Below are 12,259 nucleotides of genomic sequence, written 5' to 3' on the forward strand. Positions count from 1 at the left end.
CCCGTCCGATGACGCTCAGGCGGCGCCGGACCACGCTCACCCACCCCGCTCCAGAACAGGTTGATGAGTGGCGCAGGTCCGTGGATCTCTTCCGCCGCGGGCGGACGCGCCGGTAACCTCGGCTGCTATGGCTGAGGTCGTGATCGTCGGGTCCGGATTTGCCGGGTTGTGCATGGGGATCAAGCTCAAGCAGGCGGGCTGCGAAGACTTCGTCATCCTGGAGAAGGCCGACGACCTCGGCGGCACCTGGCGGGACAACACGTATCCCGGCTGCGCCTGCGACATCCCGTCGTACCTCTACTCGTTCTCGTTCGAGCAGAACCCGCGCTGGACCCGGATGTTCGCGCCCTGGGACGAGATCCTCGCCTACCTGCGGCACTGCGCGGACAAGTACGGCATCGCGGACAAGATCCGGTACGGGGCCGAGGTGACCGAGGCCGTCTTCGACGAGGCCGACGGGCGCTGGACCGTCACTGTCAACGGCGCCGAGACGATCGAGACCCAGGCCCTGGTGGCCGGCGTCGGCAGCCTGCACCGGCCGAAGCTGCCGGACATCCCGGGCCTCGACTCCTTCGACGGTACGACGTTCCACTCGGCGCGGTGGGACCACGACCAGGACCTGCGCGGGCGGAACGTCGCGGTGATCGGGACCGGTGCGTCGGCGATCCAGTTCGTACCGCGGATCGCCCCGCAGGTGGCGCAGCTGGACGTGTACCAGCGGACCGCGCCGTGGGTGACGCCCAGGCCGGACCGCGCGATCGGCCCGTGGGAACGCAAGCTGCACGAGCGCTTCCCGGCCGCGCAACGGACGATCCGGAACGCCATCTACTGGGGACTCGAAGGCCGCGGCGCCGGCTTCGCGGGGAACCCGAAACTGATGAAAGGCCTTGAGATCCAGGCGAAGCGGCACCTGCACAAGCAGGTCACCGATCCCGAACTGCGGGCCAAGCTGACCCCCGACTACCAGATCGGCTGCAAGCGGATCCTGATCTCGAACGACTACTACCCGGCGCTCGCCCGGCCGAACGTCAGCGTGGTCAGCACCCCGATCGCGCGGATCACCCCGACCGGCGTGGTCACCGCGGACGGCACCGAGCGGTCCTGCGACACGATCGTGCTCGGCACCGGCTTCGACGTCTCGGCGAACCTCACCCGGATGCCGATCCTCGGCAAGGACGGCGTCGACCTCGCCGACCACTGGAAGCGCAACGGCATCGGCGCCCATCTCGGCATCACGGTCGCCGGCTACCCGAACCTGTTCCTGCTGGTCGGCCCGAACACCCTCCTCGGCCACTCCTCGATGGTCTTCATGATCGAGGCCCAGGTCCGCTACGTGATGCAGGCTCTGCACCTCCTCCGCCGCCGCAACGCGACGTACGTCGAGGTCCGCGAGGACGTCCAGGACCACTTCGTCACCGACGTCCAACGCGAACTCGACACCACGGTGTGGCACTCAGGCTGCACCAGCTGGTACCTCGACAGCTCCGGCCGCAACTCCACCATCTGGCCCGAGTGGACCTTCACCTACTGGCACCGCACCCGCCGCCTCGACCCGACCGACTTCGCGGTCGTCCACTAACCAATCAGCTGCGGCCGTGTAGATCCCGAACCCACCGCCTGACGACGCCGTTGCCCGGAGCCGCTCTGGCAACACGCATTCCAAGCCCTCGTCACGGCCGAACGACCTGCTCTCCGGCGACCGCGGCAACAGCCTGCCCGGCTTACGGGACTCGCCCACTCCGGCGGCGGTAGCACGCCGCCGGAGGCGGCCAACAAGTCAGCCGCCGCGAAGCGGTGTCCGTTCGTGGTCCATTAGGTGATAACCCGGACTCCTGTAGTAGGAGTCCGGGTGGGGCGGTGTACGACCAAGGGATGAGCGGAAGACCGATCCGGGGACCGATGTCCGGGCGCCTCCGGTGCAGGACTCTTGAGGCATGGACATTCTTCAGATCGCAGGGGCGGCGGTCGTGGTGATCGGCATCGTGATCACCGCACTGATCGCCATCATCCCGTCAGTCGTAGACCGTTAACTAGTCGACGGACAGATGGACCAGTAGGTCCTGCCGGGTCAGCACGCCCACCGGCTTGCCGTCGTCCAGCACCATCAGGGCGTCCCGACCCTCGAGCAGCTCGACCGCCTTGGTGACCGGTTCGCCGGCGCCCAGGGACGGCAGTGCCGGGTCCATGTGCTGCTCGACGATATCGGCGAGCCGCGCCTTGCCGGAGTACAGCGCGTCCATCAGCGTCCGCTCCGACACCGCGCCGGCCACCTCGGCCGCCATCACCGGCGGCTCGGCCCGGACGACCGGCATCTGCGAGACGCCGTACTCCCGGAGGATCGCGACCGCTTCGGCGATCGTCTCGTGCGGGTGGGTGTGCACCAGCGGCGGCAGGCTGCCGTCCTTGCCGGCCAGCACGTCACCGAGCGTAGTCCCCTGCTTGGCGTGCGCGAGGAACCCGTACTGCGCCAGCCAGTCGTCGTTGAACACCTTCGTCAGGTAGCCGCGGCCGCCGTCCGGCAGCAGTACGACGATCACCGCGTCCGGGTCGTCGAGCTCGTGCGCGAGCCGGATCGCCGCGGCGGCCGCCATCCCGGCCGAACCGCCGACCAGCATCGCCTCCTCGCGGGCCAGCCGCCGGGTGAGCGCGAACGAGTCCGCGTCGGACACCTCGATGACACGGTCGCAGATCTCCCGGTCGTAGGTCTCCGGCCAGAAGTCCTCGCCGACGCCCTCGACCAGGTACGGCCGACCGGTACCGCCGGAGTACACCGAACCCTCCGGGTCGGCGCCGATGATCTGGACGCGGCCGTCGGAGACCTCCTTGAGGTACTTGCCGGTGCCGCTGATCGTGCCGCCGGTGCCGACGCCCGCGACGAAGTGCGTGATCTTGCCGTCGGTCTGCTCCCACAGCTCGGGACCGGTGGTCTCGTAGTGCGAGCGCGGGTTGTTCTGGTTCGCGTACTGGTTCGGCTTCCAGGCGCCCTCGATCTCGCGGACCAGCCGGTCCGACACGTTGTAGTACGAGTCGGGGTGCTCCGGTGCCACCGCGGTCGGGCAGACCACGACCTCGGCGCCGTACGCCTTGAGCACGTTGCGCTTGTCCTCACTGACCTTGTCCGGGCAGACGAAGACGCACTTGTAGCCCTTCTGCTGGGCGACCATCGCGAGCCCGACGCCGGTGTTGCCGGAGGTCGGCTCGACGATCGTGCCGCCGGGCTTCAGCTCGCCGGAGGCCTCCGCGGCCTCGATCATCCGGACCGCGATCCGGTCCTTCACCGAGCCGCCGGGGTTGAAGTACTCAACCTTCGCCAGGACGAGGGGCTTGGCCCCGTCGGTGGTCTTGGTCAGCCTCACCAGCGGGGTGTTGCCGACGAGGTCCAGGAGTGATTCTGCGTAGCGCACGATCTTTACTGTAGTGATACGCGACGCTTCGCCCTATTTTCACTTGCGTCGTCATAACAGCGTGTAATCCTTGTGACATGAGCAAAGCTGGGGCAGCCAAGAAGCTGGCCCAGGCCGCAGCCTTCGGGGGTGGGGGTCTCGGACTCATCGGTGCCACGCTGTACGGCGTACTCACCGCTGAGGCCGAGTACGCGAAGCGCGTGATCGGACCGATGCGCTACTACCCGACTCCGGGCAACGGCCTGTACGGCCGGTATCCAGGACATCCGATCACCTTCGCCATGATCGGCGACTCGAGTGCCGCGGGCTACGGCACCGACTCGCCCGACGAGACCCCCGGGGTGCTGATCGCCTCCGGGCTGGCCGATCTGGCCGAGCGACCGGTGCGGCTCGTCGACGTGTCGAAGACCGGGGCGAAGTCGACCGAGCTGGCCGCGCAGGTGGACACCGCGCTGCTGTCCGGGCCGCACGTCGCGGTGATCCTGATCGGGGCGAACGACGTGAAGGCCAAGATGCCGCCGTCGACGTCTGTCCGGCAACTGTCGGCCGCCGTCCGCCGGCTGCGCGCCGCGAACTGCGAGGTCGTGGTGGGCACCTGCCCGGACCTGGGCGTGGTCCCGCCGATCGTGCCGCCGCTGCGCTGGGTCGCCCGGTCCTGGAGCCACCGGCTCGCGGCTGCCCAGACGATCGCGGTCGTCGAGGCCGGCGGCCGGTCCGTGTCGCTGGGCTCGCTGCTCGGCGAGGTGTTCCGGACCGACCCGTCGATGTGGGGCCGGGACAACTTCCACCCGTCCGCCACCGGGTACGCCGCCGCGTCGGCCGCACTGCTGCCGTCGGTGGCGGCCGCGATGGGGGTCGGGCCGGAGTCGTTCGTGCACCCGGAGCCGTTCCGCGGCGAGGCGATCCTGCCGGTCGCGCAGGCCGCCGTCCAGGCCGCCAAGCTGGCCGGCACCGAGGTCGCCGCCACCGAGGTGGCCGGCCGGGAGCGGGGTCCGCGCGGCCGCTGGGCAGCGCTGCGGCACCGCCGCCGGCACCCCAAGGCCGAGGTCGAGCGGGTCGAGGAAACCGGTGCGGAAAGTCCCGCGGAAAATCCGGAAACCGTGCCCGTCTGCCAATAGTTGTTGAGGTTGTGCGTCCGCTGAGCGGCGACTTTCATGGCGGGAGTCTTGCCTCCGGGCGGCCAGGTGGTGCACAGTCGATAACTACGCGGTACCCCGATGACGGGAGGCGAAGATGGGCTTGAACCACTCCGAGGAGACGCATCAGCGTTTGGTGGAGGCCGTGCCCAGATGCACCGGACGCGCTATGACCGAGTGGTTCCAGCTGATGAACGACGGACCGTCGTTCCTGCGCTTCGACGACAGAGTTCGATGGCTCTCCAGCGAGTACGCACTTGCGCATGGGCACGCGACCGCCATCGTCCACGAGTTCGACCTGGTCAAGGCGCACCGGCGAATGAGCTGAGCCGCAAAGGAGAATCTCTCGAAGACCTGCCCTTTCAGGTGGAGGGGCAGGTCTTTCACGTTCCGGCGAGGATCTCGTTGCCCTCCGGATCCGTTGCCGGCAAGGGATTCCGGCCGGTCAGCTCGAACCGGATCCGGTTCCGCTGCGGCCGGGGTTCCCGGAGTTGCTGGAAGATCAGCACCGGGTTCAGGTCGCGCGGATCGTAGATGTCGGTGACGCCCGGCCTGGTGTCGAACTCGTACCCGAGGAACCCGGCCCAGAACGCCCGTACCGCCGGGACGTCCGAAGCGTCGATGCCGAACTGCACGAACCGCAACGGCGCCGGATCCGGCCGCAGCCCGAGCTCCTTGGCCGCCGCCTCGATCCGCCGGGCGAGTACGACGAACCCCGGATCGGTCTCCCACGCGTCCTTCCGGCCCGCGATCGTGAGACCTTCGGTCCGTACGTCGAGCTGCAAGGGAATGCCCGCGGCGTCGGCCAGCTCGGCGACCGCGGTGGTGAACCGGGTCGGCGCCTTCGGGTAGTGGACCATCGGGCTGAACAACGCGTACCAATCGGTCGTCCCGGGAACGAGCTGACCCGGGACCAGGTCGACCTCGTTGCCTTCGTCGTCGGCCAGCATCACCCCGAACGGGCCGGTCGGTTCGCGGTCCCCGCGGGCGCGCAGTGCTTCGTCGTACGGGCGGACCACGTCGACGTGGATCCGGTTCCGGAGCGGCCGCGGCTCGTCGAGGCGCCGTACCGGGAAGATCGGGGCGCCGACCACCTCGTCCCAGAAGGCCTGGATCGCGGGCGGGTCGGCCGCTGCGATCGAGACGGAAAGCGTTCGCGCGGTGCTCTCGGTCAGCCCCAGCTTGCCGGCGGCCGCCGCGACCGCGGTCAGGTCGTCGGCGCGCACCAGTACGCCGGTCGCCCGTACGTCGACGTCGGCGGTGACGGTCGCGGCCAGGGCAGCGCCGGCTGTGTGCGAGGGAGCGTCGTACCAGACGGTCTGCATGCGACCACCGTAGAACCGGAACCGGACGATCCGTGTCCGGAACGGGGAGCGCCGCGTCGTCACTGTTCCTCAGCCCCCCGGATGCACAATGACGCTCTGGGGAAAGGAGCACCCGGTGAGCTTCACCATGCTGGCGGTGGTCGTCGCGGTCGGACTGGCAGGTCCGCTGCTCGCGCTGCGGCGCGGCTGGCACATCCCGGTCGTGCTCGGCGAACTGATCGCGGGCGTGATCCTCGGCAAGACCGGGATCGGGTACCTGACCGCGTCCGACCCGAAGTTCACGTTCCTCGCCGACATCGGGTTCGGGCTGGTGATGTTCGTGGCCGGCACGCACGTCCCGGTCCGGGACGAGAGCCTGCGGCGGGCGATCCGCCCCGGCCTGCTTCGCGCGGTCGGCGCCGGGATCGTCGCGACCGCGCTCGCGTTCGCGCTGAACGCGATCTTCCACACCGGCCATGTCCCGCTGTACGCCGTCCTGATGGCGTCCTCGTCGGCGGCGCTCATCCTGCCGATCGTCGACTCGCTCGGGCTCGGCGGGCGGCCGGTGGTCGAGCTGCTTCCCCAGGTCGCGATCGCAGACGCCGCCTGCATTGTGGCGCTGCCGCTCGCGATCGACCCGCCGCACGCCGGTCGGGCGGCGCTCGGTGCGCTCGCGGTGATCGCGGCGGGCGTGGTGGTGTTCCTCGGCCTGAACAGGGCCGAGAGGTCCGGTGTCCGGCACCGGCTGCACGACGTGTCGGAGGAGCGACGGTTCGCGGCCGAGCTGCGGATCAGCCTGATGGTGCTGTTCGCGCTGGCCGGGCTGGCGACCGCGACGCACGTGTCGATCATGCTGGCCGGGTTCGTCCTCGGGCTCGCGGTGGCCGCGGTCGGCGAGCCGCGGCGGCTCGCGCGGCAACTGTTCGCCCTGACCGAGGGCTTCCTCGGCCCGGTGTTCTTCGTCTGGCTCGGCGCGTCGCTCGACCTGCGCGAGCTCGGCGCCAAGCCGGCGTTCATCGGCCTCGGCGCCGCGCTCGGCGTCGGCGCCGTGGTCAGCCACCTGTCCGGGAGGCTCACCCGGCAACCGCTGAGCATCGGTGCGCTCGCGGCTGCCCAGCTCGGAGTCCCGGTGGCGGCGGCCACGGTCGGTACGTCGCTGCACGTGCTCCAGCCGGGTGAGCCGGCCGCGTTGATCCTCGGCGCGCTGATCACGATCGCGGTCAGCGCGGTCGCGGGCGGGATCGCCGTACGTCGTGGACTGGTGGCGGCGAAATGACGGCGCGGGCCGCGACGGCTGCCTACGAGAAGTGGCTGGCGGCGAGGATCCCCGTCGTACCGGAGGATCTGGAGCTCAAGCATCACGAGCTGGCGGGTGATCCGCTGCGGTTCCTGCGCGGGACGTACTACCTGTGGCTGGAGCGGGTCGCCGTACTGACGCCAGAGCTGCTGGCGGGTCCGCAAGTGCCGACAGTCGGGGACCTGCACGTGCAGAACTTCGGGACCTGGCGGGATCATCGCGGGGTCCGGCGGTGGGGTGTGAACGACTTCGACGAGCTGGCGTGGGGTCCGCCGACGATCGATCTGCTCCGGCTCGCGGTGTCCGCCGTACTGACGCCGGAGGTGGCGATCAGCCCGAAGCGGATCTGCCGGGTGCTACTGGACGCGTGGTCGACGGCGAAGCCAGGGCAGGCCGTGGATCTCGCCGACTCCGGCGCGAAGCACCTGCGGGCGCTGGTGCCGAAGCCGTCGAGTGCCGCGCGGTACTACCGGAAGCTCCGGGACGGCGCGGCCGCCGATCCGTCGATGCTGCCGGCCGCCGTGCGGAAGGCCGTGAACGTCCCGGACGCGTCGTGGCATCGTCGTCAGGCCGGCACCGGGTCGCTCGGGCATCCGCGGATGGTCGCGGTCGGTGACGACCTCGCCCGCGAGGTGAAGGTGGTCGGGCCGCCGACCGCGGACTACGTGGATGTCGGGCTGCAGCCGGACGACCTGCTGTACGGACGGATCCTCGGCAGCCTGCGCGGGCCGGATCCGATGCGCCGGATCGCGGGCTGGCAGCTCCGGGGGCTGTCCCCGGACGTCGAGCGGATCACCATCGAGTCGCTGCGGCCGCAGGCGGTCGAGCTGGTTCTGGCATCGATGGCGCGGGCCGCTACCGACGTCCACGGAGCCCTTCCGCATCAGCTGAAGGACGCACGCCGGTACGTCGGGGCGCTACCGGGCGACTGGCTGCTCGAGGCGACGCGTCGGCTGGTGGACGACACGAAGGCGCAGTACGAGCAGTACGCCGCCGGGTGAAACGCCGGAAGGGCCGGCCCACCTGGACCGGCCCTTCCGTAGCTCTGCTGGATCAGTCGCCGCCGCGGAGGATGGCGAGGATGCGCAGGATGTTCCAGTACAGCCAGACCAGCGTGACGGTCAGTGCGAACGCCGCCCGCCAGGCCTCGTTCTGCGGGGCGCCCTGGCGGATGCCCTGCTCGACCAGGTCGAAGTCGAGGATCAGGTTGAACACCGCGAGGCCCGCGCCGATCGCGGCGAACAGGAGCCCCATCGGGCCGAAGCCGCTGATCCCCGTGCTGACCCCGAACAGGCTGAGCAGCAGGTTGATCACCAGCACACCGGCGAAGCCCATCGTGCCGATGACCACCATCCGGGTGAACTTCGGCGTGACCTTGATCGCGAAGTACTTGTAGGTCGCCAGCGTCAGGCCGGCCGTCACCATCGTGGCCAGCACGGCCTGCACGATGATGCCGGAATCACCGACCCAGTGCGCGATGAACTTGCTGCCGATCCCGAGGAACACGCCCTCGGCGGCGGCGTACACCATCACGAGCGCCGGGCTCACCTTGCGGGAGAACGACAGCACCATCGCGATCGCGAACGCGACCAGCATCCCGGCCAGGAACGCCGGGGTGACCAGCGTCGCCGGAATCATCCACCACGCCACGGCGGCAGCCGCCACGACAATGCCCAGGGTGACAGCGGTCTTCACGATCACGTCGTCCAACGTCATCGGCCGGCTCGCGGCCGGAGCCCCCTGGTACTGCGGTGGCATCCCCGAGCCGCCGTACCCGTAAGAAGCCTGCTGACCGTACGGAGCGGCCCCCGGATAGGCCTGCCCGTGGCCAGGCGCAAACGCACTCGACCGGTTCAGCACCGGGTTACTGCTCTGCATGTTTCCTCCTGATGGCCCACATCCGGGGCCGTATCAAGATCCTACGACCCGTTCCTGAACACAATCTGAGAATCAGCCATCATGTTTCCGCATCGAAACCCCTGTAAATACAGGAAATCAATCGGTTACCGATGAAGTTCCGGGAGCTGCTACCTGCAGCCACCGCATCCGCTCGGACGCCAGCGGCGCGGCACCGGACCACAACCAGCGAAGCACGTTCACCGGTTTCATCGGAAAACTCAGATGCCGCATCCCCTCGGCCATCGCGGCGGCACCGAGGACCGGCAGCAACTGGCGGTCCACCCGCCGCGTGAACCACCGCGAGTAGATGGCTACGGCTGCGATGTGCAGGAGGATCACAGCACACATCGCCAGCGGTGCGGCGAGCTGGAACGGCCACAGCGACACCGCGAAGCCCCCCAGCACGACGCCGGCGATGAAATCGGCTAGTTTGAACCAGCGGCGATGGCGGTGTGCCCCCATCCGGTAGGCCAGCAGTGCCTGGGCAATCATCAGGTCCCGCAACTCTGCACACCACTGCTCGGCGTCGGATCGCAAGTGCAGGTCGGGGCCCACCGTCCCGCCGGTCACCCGGGCCAGGTGTGTTCGTGGGGTGCACTCGACCCGGCTGATCGAAGGCATCGGGCAGCCGACGGCGGCTGCCAGCTCGCCGACCCGCAGGAACAAATGTTCGTCGTTCACATGCGGATCATCGGGTACGGCGGGGTCGCGTTACGACTCAGACGTGGGGGCGGGCGGGTTCTTGGGTGGTGAGGGCGGCGCCTACCTGGTCGGCGAGGGCTACGGCTACCAGGCGTTGTTCGAGGTCGGGGCGGGCGATCCGGGCGGCTGCGACGAGGAGGAAGCGGCCGCGGGGGACGCCGGCGTGCTGGACGGGGAGTTCGATCTCGGCGTTCGTGGGGAGGCCGTCGCGTTCGACCTTGACGACCTGGGAGCCGCGGGTGACCGAGCCGTCCCGGTTCAGCCGGGGCAAGGTCGTCTGCTTGCTTCCGGCAACGAACTTGACGCCGTCGATACCCAGTACGGCGGTCAGTTCCGCGCGCACCTGTTCGATCAGGTCGTCGGCGGACGCCCCGGTCGCGACCGCCCGCGAGGTGGTGATCACGCCGTCCAGGTACCCGCGTCGCCGGGACGCCTTCGCTTGTTGCCGACGGCCCCAGATCGCGATCTGGGTGACCGCGACGCCGATCACCAGCAGCAGGAGGGCCTGCTCCACGTCGTCGCCGCTGTCGATCGAGAAGCTGCCGTACGGCACCGTCAGGAAGAAGTCGAACCACACCGCGCTCGACACCGCCGCGAGCATCCCGGCCAGCCGGATACCGAACACCGCCACCGCGACGATCACGACCACCAGCACGAGCGCGGCGTTCGCGTTGTCGAAATGTTCGCGGAACGGGATCAGCAACGCGCAAACCGCCGGCGGAGCCAGCAACGAAGCAGTCAGGACCGGGGCGCGGTAGTTGTCCACACCCCTATTGACGCGCACCTGACCGCCTCGGATCAACAGTTCTCACAGGAGTCTGTCGCCCCTACGGTGGATTCATGTCCGAGATCGCTCGCACCCGTCCCGCCGAGGACACCGACGAACGCGGCACGCTGACCAGGCGGGATCGTCAAACACCTGACCGGCGTGGAGCGGTTCTGGTTCACGATCGACTTCGCCGGGCTGGACGTCGCGTGGCCGTGGAGCGAGGAGGATCCGCACGGCTGCTTCCCGACCGAACCGGGTGACACGGTCGACGGACTGCTGGCGGCGTACCGGGCCGAATGCGCACGTTCCCGGGAGATCGTCGCGGGGGCGGCGTTCGACGACCGGGCGCGCTCCGACGGGATGACGTTCACCCTGCGGTACGCCGTCGCGCACCTGATCGAGGAGACCGCCTTCCATCTCGGTCATCTCGACCTGCTCCGCGAGTCGACGGACGGGCTGGTCGGCGAATAACCGGTGGCTGTTCCCCGGGTGCGTGCGTAGTTTGCTGGACATGTTCCAGCTTCGTCCTGCGCAGGCGTCCGACGCTGGGTTCCTAGCTGAGGTGGTGCTGGCCGCCACCCGGGCTCAGGGGCGGCTGGCCGAGGGGATCGACGAGGTGGAATGGCGGGCCGGGTTCGTCGCCTGGTCCCATGAGTCTGTCGACGACCCGGCGACGGATCTGTACGTCGTCGAGGTGGACGACCGGCCCGCGGGACGGCTGCGGGTCAGCCGTACGCCGGAAGTCGTTGAACTGAACGGCATCCAACTCCACCCCGACGTCCAGAACCGCGGGATCGGTACGGCGATCATCACCGCCCTGCAGGAGGAGGCCACGCGGCGCAACGTACCGCTGCAACTCAGCGTCGAGCGGGACAACCCGAACGCGCGCCGCCTGTACCACCGACTCGGCTTCGTCAAGGTCGGCGAGGAGGGTGCCGAGGACGTACTGCGCTGGACCAAGGGCGTCGAGCAGAACCGGCTGTGGGACGCGGACGTCGCCGCCGGGTACGACACGCCGGACACCGGGATGTTCGCGGCGGACGTGATCGGACCGACCGTCAACCGGTTGAAGGAGCTGGCGGCGGGCGGCCGGGCGCTCGAGTTCGCGATCGGCACCGGGCGGGTCGCCGTACCACTGGCTGAGCACGGCGTCCCGGTGAGTGGGATCGAGCTGTCGACGGCGATGCTGGACCAGCTGAGGACGAAGAACGACACCATCCCGGTCGCGGTCGGGGACATGGCGACGACGCGGGCGCCGGGCGAGTTCACGCTCGTCTACCTCGTGTACAACACGATCTCGAACCTGCTCACTCAGGAGGAGCAGGTCGCCTGCTTCCGGAACGCCGCCCGGCACCTCTCCCCCGGCGGCCGCTTCGTGATCGAGCTCTGGGTCCCCGAACTCCGCCGCCTCCCACCGGGCGTCCCCGCCACCGTCGGCATCGCGGAACCCGGCTACATCCTGCTGGACACGTACGACGTACTACGACAGCACGTCGTCTCGCACCACTTCCACTTCGGCGAGGGAACCGCGGCGCAGCTCGGACGCACGCCGCACCGCTACATCTGGCCCGCCGAACTCGACCTGATGGCCCAACTCGCCGGCTTCACCCTCGAATCCCGCCACGCCGACTGGTCCGGCACCCCTTTCACCGCCGACTCAACCTCCCACGTCTCGGTCTACCGCCTGACCTGAGTCGCCCGCGCCGGGTTGCGCGCCGATGCCGATTCTACCGGTAACCGGTCGCTTG

General features: G+C 69.3%; 12 protein-coding genes. 7 read left to right on the plus strand and 5 right to left on the minus strand.

Annotated features, from left to right (window positions below):
* The first annotated feature begins 127 nt into the window (after window positions 1-127).
* The gene (locus AB0M51_RS32220) at window positions 128-1,579 is read left to right on the plus strand and encodes an NAD(P)/FAD-dependent oxidoreductase (RefSeq protein ID WP_344192676.1); all 1,452 of its coding nucleotides are present in this window, start codon (window positions 128-130) and stop codon (window positions 1,577-1,579) included.
* Window positions 1,580-2,030: 451 nt separating this feature from the next.
* On the opposite strand, the gene AB0M51_RS32225 is transcribed toward AB0M51_RS32220, so the two are convergent.
* Window positions 2,031-3,404: a cystathionine beta-synthase gene (locus AB0M51_RS32225; protein WP_344192673.1), complete on the minus strand. Its 1,374-nt coding sequence runs from the start codon at window positions 3,402-3,404 to the stop codon at window positions 2,031-2,033.
* Window positions 3,405-3,481: 77 nt separating this feature from the next.
* Here AB0M51_RS32225 and AB0M51_RS32230 point away from each other — a divergent pair, with 77 nt between their 5' ends.
* Both AB0M51_RS32230 and AB0M51_RS32235 read left to right on the plus strand, forming a co-directional pair.
* Window positions 3,482-4,522 (plus strand): SGNH/GDSL hydrolase family protein, encoded by a 1,041-nt coding sequence (locus AB0M51_RS32230; protein WP_344192671.1) that lies wholly within the window; start codon window positions 3,482-3,484, stop codon window positions 4,520-4,522.
* 115 nt (window positions 4,523-4,637) lie between these two features.
* Entirely contained in the window at window positions 4,638-4,868 is a 231-nt protein-coding gene (locus AB0M51_RS32235; RefSeq protein ID WP_209693265.1) for a DUF4287 domain-containing protein, read from the plus strand.
* Window positions 4,869-4,923: 55 nt separating this feature from the next.
* On the opposite strand, the gene AB0M51_RS32240 is transcribed toward AB0M51_RS32235, so the two are convergent.
* Entirely contained in the window at window positions 4,924-5,865 is a 942-nt protein-coding gene (locus AB0M51_RS32240; RefSeq protein ID WP_344192668.1) for a VOC family protein, read from the minus strand.
* Window positions 5,866-5,980: 115 nt separating this feature from the next.
* Between AB0M51_RS32240 and AB0M51_RS32245 the strand changes: the two genes are divergently transcribed.
* Both AB0M51_RS32245 and AB0M51_RS32250 read left to right on the plus strand, forming a co-directional pair.
* The gene (locus AB0M51_RS32245; RefSeq protein WP_344192666.1) at window positions 5,981-7,120 is read left to right on the plus strand and encodes a cation:proton antiporter; all 1,140 of its coding nucleotides are present in this window, start codon (window positions 5,981-5,983) and stop codon (window positions 7,118-7,120) included.
* Window positions 7,117-8,142, plus strand: coding sequence for a DUF2252 family protein (locus AB0M51_RS32250; RefSeq protein WP_344192664.1), 1,026 nt, complete (start codon window positions 7,117-7,119; stop codon window positions 8,140-8,142). The genes AB0M51_RS32245 and AB0M51_RS32250 overlap by 4 nt, the downstream gene beginning before the upstream one ends.
* Before the next feature lie 52 nt (window positions 8,143-8,194).
* On the opposite strand, the gene AB0M51_RS32255 is transcribed toward AB0M51_RS32250, so the two are convergent.
* From AB0M51_RS32255 to AB0M51_RS32265, 3 genes are all read right to left on the minus strand, one after another.
* On the minus strand, window positions 8,195-9,019 hold the full coding sequence (locus AB0M51_RS32255; protein ID WP_344192662.1) for a Bax inhibitor-1/YccA family protein: 825 nt from the start codon (window positions 9,017-9,019) through the stop codon (window positions 8,195-8,197).
* A 117-nt stretch (window positions 9,020-9,136) separates the two neighbouring features.
* Window positions 9,137-9,721 (minus strand): hypothetical protein, encoded by a 585-nt coding sequence (locus AB0M51_RS32260; protein WP_344192659.1) that lies wholly within the window; start codon window positions 9,719-9,721, stop codon window positions 9,137-9,139.
* Between the two features lie 37 nt (window positions 9,722-9,758).
* The gene (locus AB0M51_RS32265) at window positions 9,759-10,508 is read right to left on the minus strand and encodes a DUF4118 domain-containing protein (RefSeq protein WP_344192657.1); all 750 of its coding nucleotides are present in this window, start codon (window positions 10,506-10,508) and stop codon (window positions 9,759-9,761) included.
* Between the two features lie 141 nt (window positions 10,509-10,649).
* On the opposite strand from AB0M51_RS32265, the gene AB0M51_RS32270 reads away from it, so the two are divergent.
* Entirely contained in the window at window positions 10,650-10,982 is a 333-nt protein-coding gene (locus AB0M51_RS32270; protein WP_344193518.1) for a DUF664 domain-containing protein, read from the plus strand.
* A 40-nt stretch (window positions 10,983-11,022) separates the two neighbouring features.
* A complete protein-coding gene (locus AB0M51_RS32275) occupies window positions 11,023-12,204 on the plus strand; it encodes a bifunctional GNAT family N-acetyltransferase/class I SAM-dependent methyltransferase (RefSeq protein WP_344192655.1) in 1,182 nt (393 codons plus the stop codon).
* Window positions 12,205-12,259 lie beyond the last annotated feature (55 nt).

Source organism: Kribbella sp. NPDC051137, from assembly GCF_040682535.1.
Taxonomy (GTDB): domain Bacteria; phylum Actinomycetota; class Actinomycetes; order Propionibacteriales; family Kribbellaceae; genus Kribbella; species Kribbella karoonensis.

Coding starts and splice junctions, on each gene's coding strand:
- AB0M51_RS32235 (WP_209693265.1), top strand. CDS start 4,638: ATGGGCTTGAACCACTCCGAGGAGACGCATCAGCGTTTGGTGGAGGCC.
- AB0M51_RS32255 (WP_344192662.1), bottom strand. CDS start 9,019: ATGCAGAGCAGTAACCCGGTGCTGAACCGGTCGAGTGCGTTTGCGCCT.
- AB0M51_RS32250 (WP_344192664.1), top strand. CDS start 7,117: ATGACGGCGCGGGCCGCGACGGCTGCCTACGAGAAGTGGCTGGCGGCG.
- AB0M51_RS32240 (WP_344192668.1), bottom strand. CDS start 5,865: ATGCAGACCGTCTGGTACGACGCTCCCTCGCACACAGCCGGCGCTGCC.
- AB0M51_RS32220 (WP_344192676.1), top strand. CDS start 128: ATGGCTGAGGTCGTGATCGTCGGGTCCGGATTTGCCGGGTTGTGCATG.
- AB0M51_RS32275 (WP_344192655.1), top strand. CDS start 11,023: ATGTTCCAGCTTCGTCCTGCGCAGGCGTCCGACGCTGGGTTCCTAGCT.
- AB0M51_RS32230 (WP_344192671.1), top strand. CDS start 3,482: ATGAGCAAAGCTGGGGCAGCCAAGAAGCTGGCCCAGGCCGCAGCCTTC.